14 protein-coding genes and 1 tRNA gene are annotated in these 22,819 nt (G+C 40.4%); 3 read left to right on the top strand and 12 right to left on the bottom strand.

Annotation, left to right across the window (positions count from 1 at the left end; translation table 11 throughout):
- Positions 1–6: 6 nt before the first annotated feature.
- From nusA to ACZ41C_RS10235, 4 genes are all read right to left on the bottom strand, one after another.
- Entirely contained in the window at positions 7–1,239 is a 1,233-nt protein-coding gene (gene nusA / locus ACZ41C_RS10250) for a transcription termination factor NusA (protein WP_138258784.1), read from the bottom strand.
- A gap of 12 nt (positions 1,240–1,251) precedes the next feature.
- Positions 1,252–1,713: a ribosome assembly cofactor RimP gene (gene rimP / locus ACZ41C_RS10245; protein ID WP_138258785.1), complete on the bottom strand. Its 462-nt coding sequence runs from the start codon at positions 1,711–1,713 to the stop codon at positions 1,252–1,254.
- Positions 1,714–1,880: 167 nt separating this feature from the next.
- Positions 1,881–2,210 carry a hypothetical protein gene (locus tag ACZ41C_RS10240; RefSeq protein ID WP_138258786.1) on the bottom strand — a complete coding sequence of 110 codons (330 nt, stop codon included), beginning with the start codon at positions 2,208–2,210 and terminating at the stop codon, positions 1,881–1,883.
- 103 nt (positions 2,211–2,313) lie between these two features.
- Positions 2,314–2,712 carry a response regulator gene (locus ACZ41C_RS10235; protein ID WP_464561189.1) on the bottom strand — a complete coding sequence of 133 codons (399 nt, stop codon included), beginning with the start codon at positions 2,710–2,712 and terminating at the stop codon, positions 2,314–2,316.
- Positions 2,713–3,075: 363 nt separating this feature from the next.
- Between ACZ41C_RS10235 and ACZ41C_RS10230 the strand changes: the two genes are divergently transcribed.
- Positions 3,076–3,681 carry a phage integrase SAM-like domain and Arm DNA-binding domain-containing protein gene (locus ACZ41C_RS10230; protein ID WP_464561187.1) on the top strand — a complete coding sequence of 202 codons (606 nt, stop codon included), beginning with the start codon at positions 3,076–3,078 and terminating at the stop codon, positions 3,679–3,681.
- Positions 3,682–3,727: 46 nt separating this feature from the next.
- Positions 3,728–4,300 carry a tyrosine-type recombinase/integrase gene (locus ACZ41C_RS10225; protein ID WP_464561185.1) on the top strand — a complete coding sequence of 191 codons (573 nt, stop codon included), beginning with the start codon at positions 3,728–3,730 and terminating at the stop codon, positions 4,298–4,300.
- Between the two features lie 86 nt (positions 4,301–4,386).
- Here the strand turns inward: ACZ41C_RS10225 and ACZ41C_RS10220 are convergent, their stop codons facing one another.
- The 8 genes from ACZ41C_RS10220 to ACZ41C_RS10185 all read right to left on the bottom strand — a co-directional run bounded on the left by ACZ41C_RS10220 (position 4,387) and on the right by ACZ41C_RS10185 (position 19,279).
- Positions 4,387–6,690 carry a relaxase/mobilization nuclease domain-containing protein gene (locus ACZ41C_RS10220; RefSeq protein ID WP_464561183.1) on the bottom strand — a complete coding sequence of 768 codons (2,304 nt, stop codon included), beginning with the start codon at positions 6,688–6,690 and terminating at the stop codon, positions 4,387–4,389.
- Between the two features lie 5 nt (positions 6,691–6,695).
- Positions 6,696–7,073 (bottom strand): plasmid mobilization protein, encoded by a 378-nt coding sequence (locus ACZ41C_RS10215; protein ID WP_464561181.1) that lies wholly within the window; start codon positions 7,071–7,073, stop codon positions 6,696–6,698.
- Positions 7,074–7,716: 643 nt separating this feature from the next.
- A complete protein-coding gene (locus tag ACZ41C_RS10210; RefSeq protein ID WP_464561179.1) occupies positions 7,717–9,462 on the bottom strand; it encodes a RagB/SusD family nutrient uptake outer membrane protein in 1,746 nt (581 codons plus the stop codon).
- Positions 9,463–9,478: 16 nt separating this feature from the next.
- On the bottom strand, positions 9,479–12,637 hold the full coding sequence (locus ACZ41C_RS10205; RefSeq protein WP_464561177.1) for a SusC/RagA family TonB-linked outer membrane protein: 3,159 nt from the start codon (positions 12,635–12,637) through the stop codon (positions 9,479–9,481).
- Between the two features lie 16 nt (positions 12,638–12,653).
- Positions 12,654–14,258 carry a glycoside hydrolase family 32 protein gene (locus ACZ41C_RS10200; protein WP_464561175.1) on the bottom strand — a complete coding sequence of 535 codons (1,605 nt, stop codon included), beginning with the start codon at positions 14,256–14,258 and terminating at the stop codon, positions 12,654–12,656.
- A 65-nt stretch (positions 14,259–14,323) separates the two neighbouring features.
- A complete protein-coding gene (locus ACZ41C_RS10195) occupies positions 14,324–15,643 on the bottom strand; it encodes a sugar porter family MFS transporter (protein ID WP_464561173.1) in 1,320 nt (439 codons plus the stop codon).
- 240 nt (positions 15,644–15,883) lie between these two features.
- Positions 15,884–18,559, bottom strand: coding sequence for a substrate-binding domain-containing protein (locus ACZ41C_RS10190; protein WP_464561171.1), 2,676 nt, complete (start codon positions 18,557–18,559; stop codon positions 15,884–15,886).
- A gap of 649 nt (positions 18,560–19,208) precedes the next feature.
- Positions 19,209–19,279, bottom strand: a tRNA-Gln gene (locus tag ACZ41C_RS10185).
- 168 nt (positions 19,280–19,447) lie between these two features.
- On the opposite strand from ACZ41C_RS10185, the gene ACZ41C_RS10180 reads away from it, so the two are divergent.
- Entirely contained in the window at positions 19,448–22,801 is a 3,354-nt protein-coding gene (locus ACZ41C_RS10180; RefSeq protein WP_464561169.1) for a glycosyltransferase family 117 protein, read from the top strand.
- The last annotated feature ends 18 nt before the right edge of the window (positions 22,802–22,819 follow it).

The raw sequence follows: 22,819 nt of genomic DNA, 5'->3' as shown, positions 1-22,819 counted from the left end.
ATATAGCTAATCTTCTAATTCTTCTTTTAGGATACGTACAACTTCTATAATTGTCTCTTCCTCCAAGTCGGTACGTTTTACCAAATCGTCCACGTCCTGTTCCAAAACGCTCCTGGCCGTATCCAACCCTATTTTCTTAAACTCCTCAATGATCCAACCATCGATTTCATCGGAGAACTCTGTCAACTCCACATCTTCCTCAACACCTTCCCTGAACACATCGATCTCATAACCGGTCAATTGACCTGCCAGGCGAATATTATGACCTCCTCGACCAATAGCCTTGGACACTTCCTCTGGCTTTAAGTATACCTGGGCGGTCATTTTTTCATCGTCCAGTTTCACTGAGGACACCCTTGCAGGGCTTAAAGCCCTTGTAACCAACAATTGGGGGTTGGAAGTCCAGTTGATTACATCAATGTTCTCATTGCCTAACTCCCTAACGATTCCATGGATCCGCGACCCCTTCATACCTACACAGGCCCCTACAGGGTCTATCCTGTCATCGTATGAATCTACCGCCACTTTTGCCTTTTCACCGGGGATACGCACCGCCTTCTTAATGGTGATCAAACCATCAAAAACTTCCGGTATTTCCTGAAAAAACAACTGTTCCAAGAACAAGGGAGAGCTTCGGGACATGATAATAGTGGGCTTGGCACCTTTCAACTCTACACTTTCAATGATACCCCTAACATTGTCCCCTTTTCTAAAAAAGTCCGATGGGATCTGTCTGTCCTTTGGAAGAATAATTTCATTGCCCTCATCGTCCAACAAAATAACCGCCTTGTGACGGATATGATGCACCTCAGCGGTATAAATCTCTCCCTCAAGATCTTTAAACTGCTTGTATATGGTGGTATTATCGTGCTCATGGATTTTGGCGATTAAATTTTGACGGAGTGCCAAAATAGCCCGTCTCCCCAAATCAATCAACTTCACCTCTTCAGACACGTCCTCGCCTACTTCAAAATCCGGTTCTATCTTGCGTGCCTCAGAAAGAGATATCTCCTCATTGGGGTCTTCCACTTCGCCATCCTCGACCACCACCCGGTTACGCCAAATCTCCAAATCTCCCTTGTCCGGGTTAATAATGATATCAAAGTTATCATCGGACCCAAACTTCTTTTTAAGGGCGTTCCTAAAAACATCCTCCAAAATTGCCATAAGTGTTACCCTGTCTATGAACTTGTCATCCTTAAACTCCGAGAAAGATTCGATTAACGCAATATTTTCCATTGGTTATTACAATTAAAATTTTAATACAACTTTCGCTTTTTTAATATCAGAAAAGGGAATCTCCTCTCTTTTCTGCACTGTAACTTTTCCCTTACCAACAGGTTTGGGTTCCCTAGCTTTCCATTCCAAAACGATATATTCATCATTGGCCTGTGTCAGCTTACCTTCGAATGACGAACCAGAAGTCTCAACCTCCAATTTTCTTCCTATATTCTTTTTATATTGTCTTGGCATCACCATGGGCGCCGTTGCCCCGGCAGAAGCAACTTCAAGGGAAAAGTCCTCCTCTTCCCGATCCAAATTATGTTCAATGGCCCTACTTATCTTGATACAATCATTTACGGTCACACCGGCATCACCATCGATCACTACCTTAATTTTGTTATCAGGGGACACCGTAAAATCGATTAAAAATAACGAAGGATCTTCTTCTAATCCCATTTCCAGTAATTCCTTAACCTTTTCCTTCAACATAAAAAACCAAGTAATAAAAGAGGGGACAAATTGTCCCCTCACGAATACTTTTATTCTTTCAGTGCTGCAAATATACAATATTCTTTGTTGTTTGCAATAAGATGTTAGAATTCAATCAAATAATTTAAGAAAACCCCACACATATTATAGTGGAAATAGTTTTATTCTCACCTCAATCCTCCCAAAAATTGAGCCGTTTGCGGTTTCCCATCCTGACTATTCAGATTATTAATACTATCGACCTCTCTTCTAAACCTTAATATCATTAAGGTATCCAATTGACCTTGAATGCTATCGCGCATCATCTGCCAGTTACCGGCGTTCATTTTTTTGTTGTACTCGGTAATTTTATCGAATCTAGATAGATTATACCTATTGGCCTTCCAGGCATGCTGGGTACTCTTTCCATGCTGTAAATCCTGAAGGTAAATACCCACCCCAAAACCAAGCAACACAACTATGAGAATGATCTTTAAACTTTTTGTGGTCAACTTCATAACATTTAGTTTTATGGGTGGTACAAAGCTAAGTGGCAACCTTTAAGGCGCGGTCGTTTTTCCAATATTTTATTGATGCAATCAATGGACAATGTACGAAATATCAACCAAAAGTCCTTACCACTTTTCTTGAATGTTTACTGGTGGACGCCTTTTGATATATATCTGCGATAGCGGTATCAAACGCCTCCTTGGAAAATGGTTTCGACAAAAAGTTGGAACATCCCAATTTCATTATATAGCTGGCAAATTCCTCCCTAGTGGAACTTGAAATGATATGCAATTTTCTTCCGAACATGGTTACAAAAGAGAATCCATCCAACATGGGCATTTCTGTGACAGTCATCAATACATTGGCATGCGAAGTCTGTAAATATATCCAAGCGTCCATGGGATCATTAAATTTTGAGACGCTTGCTATCAATGGGTTAGACTGTGCTAATCTTTCCGCAATATTCAACCATATATTGGAATCATCTAGGATCACAAGGTGTATCTGCATACAATTCAAGATTTGAGACCGTGAACTTAACCGTTTTGAACCAACCAGATAATTTTTAAAGGTGAACTACCAAATTATATGCATCAAAGGTTGGTTTGCGTGAAAATTTAAACAACATATTCAAGTGATAAATTAAAAAAATCCCAACATCTAGGACGCTGGGATTTCATATTCTTATTAGTTGGCCCACTAGGACTCGAACTTTTATACTTTTAAATTCATAAATATTTATATGACTGAAAACGTGTACTTTAAGATAATTTGTAGAGTAAATAAGACCATATAAAACCAAGAAAAACCATTAATTGTTGTACCTATGTTGTACCCGTTTTTTGTATCTTATTCCGATTAAAGGAGGAAAACATGGCAACCATTAATGTAATATTAAGAAAAAAGAGTAACAAAAAAGGGCTTTTTCCCATTTCAGTTCGCGTAACAAAGGATAGAAAATCGACTTACCTCTATACAGGCCAGTATCTTGATCCAAAATTTTGGGACGAGACAAAACAACGGGTCAAAAAATCACATCCTAATTCTTCACGATTGAATAATCTTATTGCCATGAAGCAAGCGGAAGCGAATGCAATTCTACTGGATACTTCAGCAAAGGATGGTGACCATTTTTCCGTTAAGGAACTGAAATCACAACTGACAACAACACTAGCTGGGCACTCATTTTTTGAATATGCCGAAAAACACTTTAAACAATTGGAGGAAAGCAAAAAACTTTCCCGAATCGATAGTGAACGGCCGCTTCTGAACCGCATTAAGGACTATACTGGTGATAAGACATTACATTTTGATCAAATTACCGTTTCTTTTCTAAGAGGTCTTAGAAGTCATTTAGAGGCCCGTGGCACACTAGGCGATCGAAGTATTGCCAATATCCTAATGTTTATCCGTACCCTATATAATAGGGCGATACAAGAAAAACTGGTAAAAAAAAGAATCTTATCCTTTCGGACCTGAAAAAGGCAAAATCAGAATTAAAATTCCTCAATCTATTAAAATAGGTTTGACCAGTGAAGAGATCGCGCGTATCGAAATCTTAGACATTTCTAAACATAAACCGCAAAATCATGCTCGAAATGTTTGGTTGTTTAGCTTTTACTTGGCAGGAATGCGTATTGCGGATGTTTTAAAAATAAAGTGGAAAGATATACAGGAAGGTCGGCTTTATTATAAGATGAACAAGAATAGCAAGGTTGTTTCATTAAAGGTATCGGATAAACTTCAGAAGATAATTGACCAATATTCTAGTCCAAATCTTGGACCAGATGATTACATTTTTCCAGAATTAAGAAGTGTTAATCACAACAATGCGAAGCGTATGCTGCGAAGTACTAAAAATGCTACTCTAAAATTCAACAAACATTTAAAAAAAGTTGCAGAAAAGGCAGCTGTGAACAAAAAATTGACCATGCACATTGCACGTCATTCCTTTGGTAATATTGCAGGGGATAAAATTCATCCTATGATGCTTCAAAAACTTTACAGGCACAGTGACTTGAAGACGACCATAAATTACCAGGCCAATTTCATCCATAAAGAAGCTGATGAAGCTTTGGATGCTGTGATAAATTTTTAAATCATTTAAATTACGGTTAAAATTTCTTTCTCCCCTAACCACAAAAAATCCTGTGTAGATTCCTTGCCGATTAGTCCCCTTTGCCACTAAAATGAAATTCCCCTATCATTCCTTCGCTTGGTGTAGTCAGTCAGCTCGTCCTTAAACCCGTTGTAATCTTCCTGATGGTTCCCTGTCGGTTTCTCCATTAGTGAGACTATGGCGTAAGCTCCTTTTCTGAGTAAGCGGTTTTGTTGGAAGGTGTTTTTACGTGCTATCCGCTCCTGTATGGTTTTACGGAGTCCCTTATCCATATGATATTCCACTACTTCTCGGTGAAGGTTCGGGTATACATTATCATTTGTTAGCATATATGCTACCCTTTCATATTGGCCCAGTTCCATCAAATGGGCGGCCCATAGGTTTTTCAGGCTATTCCTTTTAGTTTTGATAAGATTTTCCAAAACCGGTTGCTGTTGCTTTAAGGTCGTTCCCAAGTTGGGGATGGAACTTAAATAACGGTTTGTCCTTTTTGGTAGTTTATAACTTGAACCGTTGTCAGTGTAAATCGACTTTATATCGATACCGTTATCTCCTTTCTCAAAATAGAATCCTTTGGCATTGAAAAACGAGATGTAATCATTTGGGGATTTCTCGAACGATGCATGAATCCGTTCCGCATGTCTTAGGTAAGCACCTAGGGCCAGGCTTTCATATCCCCGTTTATAATCGGGGTGTATACGTTCGAAGAGTCCCGGAAAGACCATGGGAAGAAAAAAGGAAATTGCGGTTTGTTTGGATAAGATATCAGTTTCTTGCTGTGTCAGCATTTCCAACATCAGATGGTTCTGGCGGACAAATCCATTAGATACATGTTCTTGCATATTTTTAGGAAAGGGCAATTTTCCCAAGGGAACGGGAACGGAATATTTGTCCGAATCGTTGAAAAAGAGTTTGTTGTTCTGGTACTTGACACCTAAGGATTGGAACAGGTGCCTAACGCTCCCATCCGTTGCTCCTACATTGAAAACACCTTTTCTCAATACATCCCCTATCAAATCGAACTTGTCCTGAAGGACTTCCCTCTCCTTTCTGGTTTCTGTTTCATGTATCCTTTTTTGGATTTGGGGAAAGGTTTCTTTTAGGTTTTTCCTAAATGTATGTTTCTCCTCGCTTGACATATACTTTTCAAGGAATCTGTGCTTTTCAGATTCCAATAGGATTGGAACGATATTCTTAAACCTGAGGGTTTCGATATGTTCCGATAGAAGTACTTTTTGTTGTTTTGATGTCAGGTGTGATGTTTGAATCGCTTCCCTAATCAGTTTTTCCTTTTCAAGTTGGAACTGTTTGCTTTGGGTATCAATTTGGGTCGGGACATTACCGTTCCCGAAAATATCCAGCCGCTCCTGCATCCTGAGATGTTTGCTCAGCTCCTTTTCCCTGAAGACATATCCTGACTTATCATAGATGGTATATCCTTCAATGGTATCCTTCTTTATATCCAGTTCGATATCCACGCCCTGGTATTCCTCAAGCACTTCCTTTAAATCGTGAGGACGGATGGTCTTGAATAAATCGTAGGTCGTCCCTATTTGTTTCAAAAGCCGATTCCGGTGCATCGGCAAAAGCTTCGACCTTTTATGACTGTCAAAGACCTTTTGCAGTTTCGGGCCGCTCATTTGTCGGTGTACCTGGGAACCGTTGATGAACCGTGTTCGGTATCCTTGTCGGTTGTCCAGTCCAAAGGCTACCCCTACCCTTCCCGATGTATTTTGGGTCTTGCGTATTTCAACGTGATAGGGTTGGACGTGTCGGGCAAGCTCCTCGAAACTCCTGACCTTATATTTCTGTAGGATTCGGTTCAGTACGTCCTGTATATAATATCGTGTCCCTTGGGTATCTTCGTTGTCGGTTCTTGGTTCCGGTAACCGAAAAATCGGTAGTTCCTTCTCCTGTTTTGTCCTAGGGGTAGGTTCAAGGCCGTATTTCGTTTCGAGATAACTTGTGGTGGCCATGCTCCTTCTTTTACTATTGTAGAGACTTAGCACTTGTCCCTTGTCATTGACATTGGTGCTTACGATATGCACATGTTCATGCTTGGTATCATTGTGCCTTACTACGATGAAGGGCTGCTCGCCATAGCCCATCTTTTCCATGTACTCTTTCGAGATTTCAAAAAAGGTGTTGTCATTGACATCTTCGTTGTGGGGCAGGTTCAGGCTGATATGGGCATAGCGGTTCTTGGTCGCGTTGCGCTGTCCCTGAAAATGGAGCAGGCTTTCAAAAAACTTTGGCGATATGTCCTGGGAAAACGTGTTGCCATAGCCTAGTACCTGCATGCCCTCCTTGCCGAGGATATAGTCCAAGGTTCCCCTACATGTATGTCCGTAAATTATCTTGGCAATCATATCGTTTATGCTTTCATTGTAATCTCCAAGAGTTCGTACAGTAGTTCGTTGGTCCTTTTGATTTCCGGTCCGAGGTTCACATTGGGGTTTCTTAGATTTTTATGATGTGCCAACTTTACAAGTTGGTTAATGTTGTTCCCTATCCTGTTGATATGGTAGGCAATGCCCGAGGTATCGGGCAGCCTTTCCCTTTCTTCTGTTTTGCCGTTCAGGACCATTCTTCGAAGCAATGGGCTGATGACCCCTCTTTGGGATATATCCAAATTATAGGACTCGCAAATGGCCCTCAGCTTTTCATATTCGGCATCGTTGAACCTGAGCATTACGTTATGGTATCGCTTCCTGTTTCCCAATCGTTTCCTTCCACTTTTTCCAGAATCCATTTTCGATGCTTTTTTAAGAAGAACACTTCGTCAGAAGTAACCAATTCTAAGTTACTTAGAATACACCTCGCTATCCGTTTCACGGATAAATATAAGTGAAGAATTTATATTATAACTAATTTATTATCAGTTATTTATGTAATAAAAACATATGAAACCACATAGAGGCAAATAGGGCCAAACCGATGTTTTATTTGGCCTAATCTGGGATTTCGATATCCTGAAAAATTACTTTGAAGAAGGTTTTGTGGGTAGGGGAAGGAAAGGTCAAGGGGCGTAGAACGCCGCTTGTTCTTTCGAGCCGACCGAGGGGGTCGGCCGATCTGTAGCGGAAAAACGACAGTTGCGGACTGGCGAAGCGTGTCCGCATGGGAGGATTTGAACGGAAGGACTGGCCGACTTCCGGAGGGCAGATAAAATATATTATTTAGGACAAAAGTAGATTTCAATTTATAAGGAATCTATCAAAACAAGGTTCCAAGCTTGAATTCTCCCGAGATTATTAAGAGAAAACATGAAAAAATTATGAATTTAAAAAGGAGAGAGAGCTATTAAAATTAAAAAGCACGGGTGTTACGCCCGTGCTCTTAAACTAACAACTCAACCTAATTCAACCTAATGAATTAATTTTAATATCATTTTGCTAGTATCCAGGGTTTTGAACATACACACCACCTGTAAAGTCTATTTCCCTTTGTGGAATGGGATAATATTCGTCCCTTCCCGCCGTAAATGCGGCATTAGTCAAAAAGTCCCTCTTGGTTTTCTCAACCGCTAGATAGGCATTTAAAACTTCCGCAGCCTCGCCCCATCTAACAAGGTCGAAGAACCTAGGGCCTTCCATTCCAAACTCCAATCTTCTTTCGAATTTTAAGGCCTTCAAGGCAAAATCCTTACTAGGGAAAGCATCATATGTTCCTACATTGTAAATATCGGTTGCACCCGCAGCTAACGGCCTTGCGGTACTCGCTGCCGCTCTGGTTCTAATCTGGTTTATTATTGGAAGTGCCTCTTCCCATCTATCCAGTTGGATGAGGGCTTCGGCCTTGAATAGAAGAACATCCGCATAACGAATAAAATCCACATTTTTAGACGTACCCACAAAAGGTCCTTCCTTTACATAACATGAACAGTCCGGCGCTTGCTGTTCCTTCATGTTCCCAAAATAACCGTACACTCCGGGATCCCTTGCCCAACTAAAGTTATAGATCATATCTCCAGCTTCGTTTACCGTATTTCTATATTTGAAAGGTCTTCCCGGAATTCCTACCGTATGGTCAATCCTTGAATCTACCGTGAGACCCGGCTGTGGCGTAACCGTACCATCGCCCTCTACTGAATTAAGAATGTCCTCATCATTGAAGGTATCCAACAAGGGAAGGCCATTTTCATCCGTTCTGAAAGCGTTCACCATATTTTGACTGGCCAAATGAAAACCGCAGCAGCCATAAAGACCAGTTCCATGTGGAGAGTTCAATCCGGTCACGAAACTTACCCTACTAACAATGGTTCCGTCATTAATGGAAAACTGCGCGGCCCAAATGGATTCGGGACCATTATCGAAACCATCCAAAAAGTTATTTCCATAATCCGTTTCCAAACCTGCGGTGACCTCATCAGCATACGAAATGACCTCTTCCAATCTAGCCGTGTTTATGTTGGTTACCTGATGCGTTTCGTTTTGTTCATACGCTTGGTACAGACGAAGTTTTGCCAAATAGGCCGCAGCAGCATTCCTATCTGCCCTACCAGGCTGCTCTTGGGATTGAGGAAGGTTGTTGTATGCGAAAAGAAAATCGTCCGCTATCTTATTCCAAAGCTCTTCATTTGGAATATCGTTCGAGACTTCTGCAATTTCTTCAGGTGTCAAGTCCTCCGTGATGTACGGTATTTTCTTGAACAACTGTTTCATTATAAAATGGGAATGCGCCCTTAAAAATCGCAGTTCTGCCTGTCTCAAGGTCTTGTTGGGATAATCTGCATCCGGAATATCATTGATTACCGATAAGGCAAAATTTGCCCTTGAAATAGCGGCATAATAATTTGTCCAGGTCCTAGGTCCCATCCAATCCGTACCATTATCCGCCTCTGTAAGGTTGTACTGTTCGTATTTGTCAACGATATCCACATCGCTACGTCCGCCACCGCCCTTATAGGCATCATCGGACCTAACACTACCATATACCCACATTTGGGTAAGTGGCCCTACCATATCGTCATTGGCAATTCCGGCATATGCGGCCACAACCAAGGATTCTGCATTGTCCGCGGTAGCCACATTTTCATTGGATAGTACACCTTCAGGTTCGTACTCCAAAAAATCATCGGAGCAAGATACTAGGAACAACGATGCTATCATTCCCATCTTTAGTGATTTAATATATTTCATGATCATCAATTTTTTATTAAAAGTTTACATTTAGTCCCAATGATACCACTGTGGGGACAGGTATACGATTTACATCGGTACGTTCTGGATCAGCTCCAATATAGTCTTTGGGCGTGAACCAAAAGAGATTTTCTCCTTGCAGGTAAATCCTCAAGTTGCTCATACCGGCCCATGAATTAATGAGGTCTTTTGGAAGTGAATAACCAATTTGTAGGTTCCTCACTTTGAAATAGGAATTGTTCCTGAACAAATAATCCGATGTTCTTGTATCGTTCAATGCTAAGGACAAAGCCGGGATATCCGTATTCGTGTTGGTGGGAGTCCAAGCGTCTAAAAGTCCTAGACCGCCATTTTCCCTACCGGAAGCAAAATTGTTCCAAAAGATATACGGGTCTTGGCCTATTCTTCCTGAAACTCCGGAGCCAAATATTGAAAAGTCAAAGTTTTTGTACCCTAAATCTATTCGAATACCGTACTCCAAATCGGGTAAAGTGTTGCCAATAAAGTCACGATCATCAGCGTCAATGGTACCATCGCCATTCAAATCCTGAAACTTAAGACCTCCAGGTCTCGCCCCAACCTGATCAGCGGAACTCTCAACATCTGCCTGATCTACGAAAAGGCCATCAGTCTTATAACCAAAGATTGAGAATTGAGACTGTCCTACGATGGAATTCTCTGCCGTACCCGGAAAGGCGGCTCGAACTTCCTCTGGAAGGAAGGTTATCTTATCCTTAAAGGCCCCAAAATTGGTCGATACTCCAAAAGATAGTCCGCTATCAAAAGTTTTGGAGTACGCTAGGGATAGTTCCCATCCTTTCGTTTCTGTGGATGCTCCGTTTAAAACGCGCTGTTGCCCTTCTCCAATTACGGATGCAATAGGGGGGGTGGTCAAAATATCATCCGTATCCCTTGTAAAGTAATCAAATGTACCTACTACGGAATTCTTAAATAGCGAAAAATCGACCCCTAAATTCAATTCTTTGGTAGTTTCCCACTTTAATGCCGGGTTCGCTGCCTGTGTAGAAACAAAGCCTGATGGCAGTGTTCCACCATTGTTCCCGTTCAAATCATAGGCCGTACCTACATTGTAGAAGGTATTGAAGAAGAAGTTGTCGCCGGTGGCAGATAATTGATTATCGCCATAGCGGGCCTCAAATATTCCAAAACGTGCCAAATCACCTATATTCTGATTTCCTACCTCTCCATAGCCCGCTCTAAGTTTAAGATTGTTTACAAAGCTGTCTTTTGGAAAAAATTCCTCTTCACTAATTCTCCATCCTGCGGTAAATGCAGGAAAAATCCCGTACCTGTTGTCCGGACCAAATCTTGATGAACCATCTCGCCGTACCGTTACCGATGCCAAGTATTTATTTCCAAAGGAATAGTTTAGCTTACCAAATTGGGAAAGCAATCGGCTTCCACTAGAGCGACCGTTAGAGGTCCTTGCACCCGTGGCAGCTCCCAAAACAAAGTAGGTTTCCGTTTCAACTGCAAAACCATCCGCTTGGGAAAGAACTGCGTCAAAATCGTTTTTCACGGATTCCGTACCAACCAAGACTCCAAATCTATGATCGCCCAATTCCAATTGATAATTAAGGGTATTGGTAAATACCACGCTCGTAAACCTGTTGGTATCTATTATCAACCTATTATTTCCCCTGGTAATGAAACCATTGTTAACCGTTGGCTCTATATCCTTTCTTCTGAAATCGTTATAATCAAGACCTACACTAGTTCTAAAAGTAAGGTTCTTGATAATGTCCAGCTCTGCGAAGACATTTCCAAAAATGGTGGTACGTTCCGTATTGTCCCACCTATTTAGAAATTGCATCAAAACCGGGTTGTTCCTATCAGAGTAGCCTGCACCTATTGGCCCGGCAAAATCACCGTTCGCATCTCTTAATGGTATGGTAGGAGCTAAAGTAATGGCTATGCTAGGTGTTGGGGCACTTCCCACATCAGGAGAGGCCAAGGTTTCGTCCGATGTATAAAACTGCGTGTTTACTCCAATACGAAGTTTATTGTCGAATAAATTAAAATTGGAATTAAGTTTTGCGGAGTACCTGTCATAATTCGTGTATTTGAGTACACCGGTATTCTTTAAATATCCAACGTTTAATAAATGGAAGGAATTTTCCGTTCCACCGGAAATACTAACATCATTGTTAAGTACGTAACCAGTTTCGTATGTTTCATCCTGCCAATCCGTATCGCCTGCAGGTACGTTATTGTCACCTCCAACAAAGGGCTGCACGGTAACACTGTTTAGTACAGGGTTGTTAAAATCATTGTTCCAATCAAAATTGTAGATTTCACCATAACCTCCGGTTGGATCTGCACCGTCGTTAACGGATGCCCGCCACAGAATCTCTCCCCTTTGCTGCGCATTTAGCATATCATATCGCTGTTGCTTTTCCGATTGAACGGAAACATTTGAGTTTATAGAAATGCTGAGTTTTTCACCATCGGTGATACGGGCCCTATTTTTGGTTGTCACAATAATAACACCATTACCTGCGCGAGCACCATAAATGGATGATGCGGAAGCATCTTTCAATACCTGAACGGATTCTATTACACTTGGGTTCAAACTTGAAAACACTTCTTGACGCACCGTAGGCACCCCGTCAATTACATATAACGGATCGTTGTTGCCCAAAGTGGTTACACCACGTATTAGTATCCTGTTGCTGTTCCCCGTTGGGTCACCGGATTTCTCTATAAAAAGTCCGGGTACTCGACCTTGTAAGGATTGAACGGCACTACCGGAGCTCATGCTCTGACCTTCCACAGGACCTAGTTCAACCACCGTTACGGCACCGGTTAAATCCGCTTTTCGCTCTGTGGCGTATCCTGTAAGTACAACTTCCTCAAGTTGTTGTGCATCTGCCTGCATGGCATAATCAATAACGGATTGACCGTTCACTGGCACCTCGCTTCTCGTAAAACCGATATAGCTGAATATTAGTGTGGCATCCGATGGTACGTTGTCCAGTGTATAATTACCATCAAAATCAGTCGTGGTACCTGAGGTGGTTCCTTTGACCACAATGGATGCTCCTGGGAGAGGCATCCCATCATCAGCGGAAGTCACCGTACCGGTTATTTGTCCTTGTGCCATAATACCAATGGGGGCAAGGATAAATAGATAGAATAAGAGTTTTAATTTCATAATTGTTGAGTTTTAGTTAAAATTTCAATTCGTGCATTTCAAGATTCGTAAGTGTAAATTTGTCAATATTCGATTCTATGGTCAATGTTTCAAAAGGAGCATTTGGAAAGAAAATGCCTGTCATTACTGTTTGACCCTCATCGTAGAATAGTTCAATGGACGTCTTGTCCAGTATTATTTTGGCGTCCAGGTTGTTGGAACTAGATGTTCTTGGAGCCCTGGCTAGGGTTGTGAAATTTTCGGAAAAATCGGTTTTACCAGAATTGCTCCTATCTAAAAAGAAAAGGCCCTCCTCTGCATCAAAACCAAATTTAAGTTCATCCCCTTGTGTATTGGCCAAGGTAAATGTATAATTACCCTGCATCACATTTTCAATGTTGAAGTTGATTTCAGTATTGGATAGACTAATCGTTTTAGCAGTTGTCAACACCGTTTTGCCCTCAACGGAAATATTGGTATCGGCCACTTTTTTGGACCTATACCCCTCAAGTTCCCTAACGGGGCTTGAGATAAGTCGATAGGTCTTGCCATCATGGATAAGGCCAAGCTCACGTGCAATGGTGGTGGCGCCCCTCCAGTGCTCTGTGGGAACCTCGTTGGCATATAACCAATTGGACATCCAACCGATATACAATTTTCCTCCCTTTGAGGTGGTAGCGTTGGACCAAGTAACCCCTGCATAATTGTCTGGACCATAATCCAACCAAAAGTTATGTTCACTGGACTGTTCTTGCTGAAAGGTTTCATCAATTGTAAAGGTCTTGCCATCAAAATCACCTACAAAATACTGAGTAGCTGAGCCAATATTTGGGCCACCGGGATTAATGCTCACCAGTAAGACCCATTTGGTGTTCTCCTTATTTTGGACCGGTAAAGGAAAAAGGTCTGGACATTCCCATACACCATCGTGGTTCCCTATTCCTTGTCCAAATTTTGATGCAAAGTCCCATTTTTTCAAATCCTTGGAAGCATAGAACATAACTTCCTGTCCCGCTGCCAAGGCCAAAATCCACTGTTTGCTTTCTTCATGCCAGCTAACTTTGGGATCTCTAAAATCTGGAATACTCGGATTTTCTATTACCGGATTTCCCTCATATTTTTTGAATGTTACGCCTTCATCAAGTGAATAGGCAATGGACTGGGTCTCATCAATTACCTTACCTGCCTTATCTGCAAGCATATCATGATGTGTGAATATGGAAACCACGGGAATTTTATTTTCAGTTGAAAGACCTGAGGTATTTTCAATATCCACAACAGCACTTCCTGAAAAAATATAGCCCAAATCATCCGGATATAAAGCTATTGGTTGTTCTTTCCAAGTTATCATATCCATGCTAATGGCATGGCCCCAATGCATTGGGCCCCATTTACTGTCATCTGGATAATGTTGAAAATATAGATGATAGTAACCGTTATAATAAAACATGCCATTGGGATCGTTCATCCATCCGTTTTTAGGGGAAAAGTGAAACGTTGGGCGATATTGTTTTTCAACGTTATTGATCGTATCGCTCTTTTGTTCCTTGGCTACTACCATATTATTTTTGGATTCACTTTTACATGAAACTACGGCCAAGGTCAAGATGACTATAAGATTCCTTTGTATAATTTTTCTCATTTAGTTTAGGTTAAGGTTGTATAAACTGTTGTTATATTTCATGTTCCTTGTTTGCATTTAATTCGTTATTGTTTCCTAATTAACTTTTTACTTAACTCTTCTAGGGATATACCTTTAGTTTCCGGCATTAGGAAGGCTACGAATAGTAATTGCAGGAACATCATGAATGCGAAAAATGCGAATACTGTTCCAGGTCCTATTTTTGTAAATAGAATAGGGATCAATGAGGGTATTACCGCAGCAAGAACCCAATGAACGGAACTCCCAAAAGATTGGCCTGCCCCTCTTAAGTGGTTAGGAAAAATCTCCGAAATAAATACCCATATTACGGTGCCCTGTCCTATGGCATGGGCCGCAATAAAAAGAAATAGAAAAATGGGTACACTAAGTTCGTTCCAATCTAGAAAAAAGGCGAAGGCTACCAAAGAGAGCGAAATGATATACCCAAATGAACAGAGGTACATAAGCTTTTTTCTTCCATACCTATCTATAAGGAACACACCTAAAAGTGTAAATGCCAAATTGGTAATTCCTATACCGATACTGCTTAAAAGCGCGGTGCTTTCCCCCAGACCCGCTTCTTCAAAGATGCGGGGCGCATAATATAAAAAGGCATTGATGCCGGACAATTGATTAAAAAAGGCAATCAAAAAGGCTAAAATCAAGGGGAATCTATATTTTCTAAGAAAAATGTGCTCCCCGGGTATTTGGTTCATTTGCTCAGTTTCAATCTCCAAGAGTATTGGTTGGACATCCTCATTTGGATTTATCAGTTTTAGTACATGGACAGCCTCCTCTTTTCTGGATTGGGTCAAAAGCCATCTTGGACTCCTTGGGATTTTCAGGACAAACAGGGTATAAATAATGGCGGGAATCGCCTCCACCCCAACCATCCATCTCCATGAATTTTCGCCAATACCGTTTAATAGGTAATTCGAAAAAAATGCGACCAAAATCCCAAAAACGATATTAAATTGATAGAGGGCCACCAATTTTCCCCTATCCTTACTTGGTGCTATTTCCGAGATGTATGCGGGAGCGGCTATGGTGGAAGCTCCAACGCCCAAACCGCCTATAAACCTAAAAATAGCAAAGGTGATGGGGTCGTTAGACAATGCGGAACCAAGGGCGGAAATTGTGTAGAGTATTCCGATCCAAAATAAAGTACGCTTACGTCCTAATTTGTTTGTAGGCACACCACCAAAAAAAGCGCCTATGACAGTGCCCCACAATGCCATTGCCATAACAACCGTACCATGAAAAACATCAGAAGAGCCCCAAAGACTCTGTAATTTCTTATCAGCTCCGGAGATTACGACAGTATCAAACCCGAAAAGGAAACCGGCCAAGGCCGCAGCAATAGACCATATCCAAATATTTTTCATAATCGCATTTATTCTTGCTGACTACTAAAATATTCTTAAATATCACGCACTTATTTTGGTGATGTATCAAATATGTGTGGTTTTGTTCAAAAAGAGCAATAACTAATTAACATAATGAAAATCAATTAGTTATGATAAATTTTTAACATATAAGTAAACTACAAAGGTATACTTAGGTAACACGAGTTATAATATTGATACAAACTTTTGGTACCCTAAAGAAAAAAGCAATAGTAAGGATTATAAAGATTTTCGGAACGCACCCGGAGATACGCCATAATGGCTCTTAAAAGCGGTTGAAAAATAGTTGGGCGATGAAAATCCGGTTTCATAAGCTATTTCGGAAACACTGAGTTTGGTAGTCTCAAGTAAGGATTTTGCTTTGTTCAAACGTATGGAACTTATATAATCACTCACACTAATGCCCATTATGGCCTTTACTTTTCTATATAGCTGAACACGGGAGACATTTAGGCTTTCAGCCAAGTTTTCTACCGAAAAATTGGAGTTTGCTAGGTTGTTATGAATAAGGGAATTTAAGTTGGTAATGAACTTTTGTTCCATATTACCAAAGGAATCCGAGTCTTCAATCTTATGAATATTGCTTGTATAATAAAATCGTAGTTTTTCTCTATTGTACATCAACGATTTTATGGACTGGATCAAAATAGAGTAACTAAAGGGCTTTGTCAGGTAGAGGTCTGCACCGGCTTGTAGTCCTTTCAGGTATGATTCCTTATCGCTCAAGGCTGTTAATAAAATCGTAGGTATGTGGGAAGTTCTTAAATCGTTCTTTAATTCGTAACAGATCTCGAAGCCATTTTTAATAGGCAGATTTACGTCGCATATGATAATATCTGGAATCTGTTCAATGGCTTGTGCTATGGCATCGGGACCGTACGATAAATAAACCTTGTATTCACCTAGCAACTTATTATGAAGAAATTGGGACAAATCTCTGTTGTCTTCGATGATTAAAATTGAATACCTTTCCTGGTCCTCATTTGAAATATTGGCGATGTAGGAATCATTGAAATCGACTTCCGTCTCAAGATTTATGAAACTTGTTTCCTCCAAGACTGTTTCCACAGTTAGCTGATCCTCGTTAAAGTGCTTATCACCTTTAAATAATTTTATTTCAAATTCTGTACCGTGATAGGATTTTACATCGATGGTTCCAAGGTGTAGCTGTACGAATTGCTTGCTCAGGTGCAAACCGATACCCGTGCTATTCTTGCGGTTGTTGGAGCCCTTGAAAAAAGGTTCAAAGACATGGGCAATTTCATTATTTGGGATTCCAATGCCATTATCCTTTATTTTGATGGATACATAGTTTTTTTCTGGGTGGGTGTCAATAGTCAACCTTATTTTTCCATTATCAGGTGTAAATTTGAATGCATTGGACAGTAAATTAAAATACACCTTGTCCATGAGGTTTCTATCGATAAAAAGCATCATTTCCGGATCATCCGTTTCTATTTCAAATTGGATCTGTCTCTTTTGTGCTTCCCTTCTAAACTCGTTGAATATTGTTTTGCTAAAAAAATAGATATTTGTCTTGGAAGCCCTAATGTTAAATTTTTGGTCTTCAGACTTCCTAAAATCCAACAAATTGTTCATAAGCCTCAATAATCTATTGGAATTATTTTTGATTAATTCTATCTCATTTTGAATCTCGGATTTTTTTCCTTTAAATATATCGCCTACGGACTCGATTGAACTCATAATTAAGGTAAGAGGAGTCTTAAATTCATGGGAAAGACCCGTAAAAAAGTTGAACTTAGCCTCATTGTTTTCTTTGATTTCTTTGGCTATACGCTCAATTTCGTTTCTTTGGGCTATAATCTTTTCATTGGTGGTGAGTAGTTGCCGGTTCTTTTTTCCAATCGTTATTATTGAATATACGCTATAGATAGCTAGGCTTAGCACAACGACCAATAGGGCTATCATCATTTTCAATAAGTTATTTTGACTGGCATACAGTATTTCTTGCTCTTTTATGGCCAATGCTTGCTTTTCAATATCTTCCTGGTGTTCATTTATCTTATCGTATTGATTTTTCATGATATCCGCATTGGTAATATCAATAATGGTGGAGGGTAATTTGTTCATTTTGGTTATTTCACCGTCTTTAGCAGCCTTTACAGCCAATTCTATAGCTTCTTGACCTCCTGTTGGATAAAGCACCGTGGCTTCCAAAATACCTTTCATTACCAAATCGATTCCATTGTTCTCACCACTTAGACCATCCACGCCAATAAAACGTAGATTTCTTTCAACGCCCAATTCGCGCGCCACGGACCAAGCTTCAAAGGCCATTCTATCACTGAAGGCATAAACCATAAAGATTTCGTTTTTAGGAATGGAGTCAAAGAGTTGATGAACCTCTTCCTCAACAATTCCGGTGGCATCCCCTATTGAACTGGCAACGATATTCAACCTTTTATTTGTAGCTGCTACCTCATTAAAACCTTGACTTCTTTCCAAATCTGCGGAAGACTGTCCTCCTCCCCGGATTTCAATGACTTTTACACTGTCCATTGATTTGGAAAGTATGTATTTGGCCGCATTTTCACCAACTTCCATATTGTCCGCACCCAAATATGCCGTGAAGTTTGAACCTTTAATTTTCCTGTCTAAAACAATTACAGGAATATTATTTGCCATTGCCAAATCTATCTCATCAGTAATGGAATCTCCGTTCACTGCCGATACGATGATAGCATCCATCCCATCGCTAATAAATTTTTTAATATCCTCACCCTGTGTTTTAAGATTACCCCTAGCTTCCTTTATCGTAAGGTGTACATTAGGGAGGAGGGATGCCTTAATCCGCATTTCTTGATTCATTTTTGACCGGAATGGATGGTCATCAAAACATTGCGAAAATCCAATACGGATCTCGTCCCTTTTCATATCATTAGTGCAAGAAACAATCGATAAAATCGTGAATAGCACAGAGATATATGAAATGTACTTTTGGATAATCATTTTTTATTCGGAATTACACAAACATAAATTAGATTTAGATTGGATTATTTGAAGAGCTTTATATAACTCTGACGCATTTTAAATTTCACTGCAGTCTTACATTTAAAAATTATACGATTTCTGAATTAGAAAAAATTAAATTAAGCCAAATTTTATAGAAAAGAATTAGTTTATTTTGAGTAGTCTCTAATTAAATACGATAAATACGATTGTTTAAAAATTCTTTTAAAAAATGAAAAGATATGTACAGAGTATTCTGAATCTTTAAAAACAATTTATTAAAATATAATAGATTACCTATGTATAATTTTTGCAAATAAAGCAAATATGCAAATACTACCATCCATGAATTATCATGGGTAATATCCCGGGACTAAAAAATTTGAAACGGAAAAGTAGAGAGACAAATAACAAAAGGTCACTTGAATTATTGATTATTTGGATTCAATAATTTTCTTTTACCCACCACCAAACTAATCTTGACCAATTTTATTAAAATGGTATTTGTTGTACCTATGTTGTACCTAAAAAAAATAAAAGCCCCCGATTTCAACAAAATCGGGGGCTTTGCTTGTTGGCCCACTAGGACTCGAACCTAGAATGACGGTACCAAAAACCGGAGTGTTACCATTACACCATGGGCCAATACCTTTAAGAGCGTGCAAATTTAAAACAAAGTTTGGTTTGAACAAACATTTTTTAAGCCAAATAAGTAAAAATACCTATTTCCCTGCCTGTTAAAGGTTTATAAAAATAATGGGTGGGTATCTATATAAATTAGTATTTTCGCCGGATAGCTTTAACCAAGGTTCCATGTTTTCAAAGAACTTCAAAAAATGGGACACCCTTCTTGGGTGGTCCGTCTTTTTTATTGCCTTCATAACTTACTTTATTACCGTTGAGCCAACCAATAGTTTTTGGGATGCCGGGGAGTATATAGCCACATCGGCTAAATTACAGGTAGGGCATCCTCCTGGGGCACCGTTGTTACAGATGATCGGTGCTTTTTTTTCCATGTTCGCCATGGAACCCAGCCAAGTTGCCATGATGGTCAATTTAGTTTCCGGGGTTTCAAGTGCCTTTACGATCCTGTTCATGTTTTGGACCATTACCAATATAGCGCAAAAATTATTGGACGGTAATGAACCCATGACCAATAGCAAAGCAATTGCCATATTGGGAAGTGGTCTTATTGGATCCTTGGCCTTTACTTTTTCAGATAGCTTTTGGTTCAATGCGGTGGAGACCGAAGTGTATGCATCCGCTAGTTTAATCATGGCACTTTTACTTTGGTTGGGACTTAAATGGACAGACAACCTGGACGACCCTAGGGGCGACCGTTGGCTCTTGCTAATTTCCTTTGTTGTTGGCCTTACCTTTGGAGTGCAGTTCATGGGCTTCTTGGCCATACCGTCCATTGGACTACTTTACTATTTTAAGACCTATAAAAAGACCACTGTTAAAAATTTCCTTTTGGCCAATATCATCGTTATCGCCATTTTGATGTTGGTCTATAAATTCTCCCTTACTTATGTGCTGATGTTTTTCGGGTGGGGCGAGGTGTTCTTCATCAATACCATTGGCCTCCCATTCAATTCGGGTTCCATAATTATCGGACTTTTGTTTATAGGGGCCTTTTATTTCGGCCTTAATTACACAAGAAAGAACAATTACAAGGTTGCAAATACCATAGTGCTTTGCCTGATGTTTCTTTTTCTGGGGTTCTCATCTTGGTTGATGCTTCCCATACGTGCCAATGCACAGGTGGTCATCAATGAAAACAATCCGGAGGATGCCCGGGCACTTTTGGCCTACTACAACAGGGAGCAATATCCCGGGGTGGACAGCCCTGTTTACGGTTCGTATTATTCAGATATGTTCGCTCCCGCAGGTGAGGATAGGGACGGCACCCCCAAGTATGAAAAGGATTATACCTTGGGGAAATATATTATCGTAAACAAATACAAAAATTCTGAACAGGGTCCCAATCCAGACCATCAGGGCTTATTACCCAGAATGTGGAGCTCACAGCATGCTTCCAACTACATGCAGTATTTTGGCCCGTTGGATTTTAAGATGACGGAATACAATGCAGATTTGGCCGAAGCCATCAATCAAGTGAAGACAGGCTTTGAAAATGGTGAAATAGATGCGGACCAATACATAAGCTTTATAAAAAGATTCAGCGATTATATTGAAGTACAGCCACCTACGGTTTGGGACAACATTAAATACATGTTCGAATTCCAGTTCAACTACATGTATATGCGCTATTTCATGTGGAACTTTGTTGGAAAACAGAACGATGTCCAAGGCCGATACAATGACAACGGAAACTGGCTGAGCGGTATCAATTTTATCGATAGCGCAAGATTGGGTAGCCAAGACAATCTCCCAAGCGACATCCTGAACAATCCGGGCAGGAATACCTACTTCTTTTTACCGCTCCTTTTGGGAATCATTGGATTGGTTTTTCAAGTGTCCAAAGACCCCAAACAGTTCTGGGTGCTCATGGTCTTTTTCCTTTTTACCGGTATTGCCATACAGTTTTACACCAATCCCTATATTTTTCAGCCTAGGGAACGTGACTATTCCTTGGTAGGGTCCTTTTATGTATTCGCTATTTGGATAGGTCTCGGCGTATATGGACTCTACGACGGATTCAAGGATTGGATCACACCAAAGATTTTGGCGCCTGTGGTCGTGGTGGCGTGTCTTTTTTCGGTTCCCACCGTGATGGCCGTTCAGAACTGGGACGACCATGACCGCTCCAACAGGTTTACGGCAAATTCATCCGCAAAATCATACTTGGACTCCTGCCAGGAAGATGCCGGGGCCATTTTGTTCACCATCGGGGATAATGACACCTTCCCGTTATGGTACGCCCAAGAAATAGAAAAATACCGTACGGATGTCCGTATCGTTTGTACAAGCTTGTTCGAAACGGATTGGTACATAGATCAAATGAAGCGAAAGGCCTACGATAGCGACCCAATTCCTTCACAGATTGAACATGACAAATATCGATTTGGTTCCAGGGATGTTTTATATCATCAAGGTATTACGGAAAACAGGTGGCCCATTAAGGATTTCATCAATTGGATCGATAGTGACAAACCGCGCACAAAATTGGGTTATTTATTAGAACAACAGGGTGCTGATTTAAGTAACTATTCAGAAAATACCCAGAACATGGTATACTACCCAACGAACAAAATCCGTGTTCCCGTAAACAAAAAGAATGTTTTGGAAAGTGGTTTGGTAAAACCGAAGGATTCCGCCGTAATCGTGGATTATATCGATATTAACTTACCCAGTGTCATTACCAAAAAGAGCATGATGATGTTGGACATCCTTGCCAACAATGACTGGAAAAGACCCCTCTATTTCTCTGGAGGAAGTTTTGACGATGCGGAATACCTTTGGATGAAGGACTATCTGCAATTGGACGGCCTGGCCTATAAATTGGTTCCTATTAGAACCGAAAGACCCAACTCCTTTGAAATGGGCCGTATTGATACAGATTTGATGTACGACATCGTAACAAAATGGGACTGGGGCAACGCCGGCGACAAGAATATTTACCATGACACCCAAACGAGGATTCAAAGTGTAAGTTACAGAGGAAACCTCGCCCGATTGATGGAAGCCCTAATTAAAGAGAACAAGATGGACAGGGCCAAGGAAATTATCGAAATTTCCTTGACCAACATGCCCGTAGAAATTTTTGGTTATTATTCACTGGTTGAGCCTTTTGTGGATGGTTATTACAAAGTTGGGGAAACTACCAAGGCTCGAGAGTTGTTCGGGGTCTTAAAGAAAAAATATCAGGAACGTTTGGAGTACTATGCTTCCACAAGTTTGGACGAACAATACAGTAATATTGACGATATCATAGCCGATATGGAAGCCTACCGAAGAAACATCGATACCGTAATCGCCAACGATGAAAAGGATTTTGCGGAAAAAGAGACTTTGATATTCAACGAGTACATAGACAAATTCCAACATTTCTACAAGGACGAGGATAGTTTTGAAATGCCCGAAGGCGAATATCAGGACGACCCGGATATGATAATAGATACCTTGCCCATGAGCGATACAATCAGTACGGATAAAACTACGACCGATTTACTGCAGGATACCATTGGCAACCCGATCGAATAAAAATGGGGTGAAGGAAAA

The organism is Maribacter sp. C-4077 (assembly GCF_055378385.1).
Note: the sequence above shows the minus strand (reverse complement) of the source record. Positions and strands in the feature narration are given on the sequence as shown.

Excerpts from the sequence above, each read along its gene's own strand:
- nusA (WP_138258784.1), bottom strand. The coding sequence starts at position 1,239 with ATGGAAAATATTGCGTTAATCGAATCTTTCTCGGAGTTTAAGGATGAC.
- rimP (WP_138258785.1), bottom strand. The coding sequence starts at position 1,713 with ATGTTGAAGGAAAAGGTTAAGGAATTACTGGAAATGGGATTAGAAGAA.
- ACZ41C_RS10240 (WP_138258786.1), bottom strand. The coding sequence starts at position 2,210 with ATGAAGTTGACCACAAAAAGTTTAAAGATCATTCTCATAGTTGTGTTG.
- ACZ41C_RS10235 (WP_464561189.1), bottom strand. The coding sequence starts at position 2,712 with ATGCAGATACACCTTGTGATCCTAGATGATTCCAATATATGGTTGAAT.
- ACZ41C_RS10230 (WP_464561187.1), top strand. The coding sequence starts at position 3,076 with ATGGCAACCATTAATGTAATATTAAGAAAAAAGAGTAACAAAAAAGGG.
- ACZ41C_RS10220 (WP_464561183.1), bottom strand. The coding sequence starts at position 6,690 with ATGATTGCCAAGATAATTTACGGACATACATGTAGGGGAACCTTGGAC.
- ACZ41C_RS10215 (WP_464561181.1), bottom strand. The coding sequence starts at position 7,073 with ATGGATTCTGGAAAAAGTGGAAGGAAACGATTGGGAAACAGGAAGCGA.
- ACZ41C_RS10210 (WP_464561179.1), bottom strand. The coding sequence starts at position 9,462 with ATGAAATATATTAAATCACTAAAGATGGGAATGATAGCATCGTTGTTC.
- ACZ41C_RS10205 (WP_464561177.1), bottom strand. The coding sequence starts at position 12,637 with ATGAAATTAAAACTCTTATTCTATCTATTTATCCTTGCCCCCATTGGT.
- ACZ41C_RS10200 (WP_464561175.1), bottom strand. The coding sequence starts at position 14,258 with ATGAGAAAAATTATACAAAGGAATCTTATAGTCATCTTGACCTTGGCC.
- ACZ41C_RS10195 (WP_464561173.1), bottom strand. The coding sequence starts at position 15,643 with ATGAAAAATATTTGGATATGGTCTATTGCTGCGGCCTTGGCCGGTTTC.
- ACZ41C_RS10190 (WP_464561171.1), bottom strand. The coding sequence starts at position 18,559 with ATGAAAAGGGACGAGATCCGTATTGGATTTTCGCAATGTTTTGATGAC.
- ACZ41C_RS10180 (WP_464561169.1), top strand. The coding sequence starts at position 19,448 with ATGTTTTCAAAGAACTTCAAAAAATGGGACACCCTTCTTGGGTGGTCC.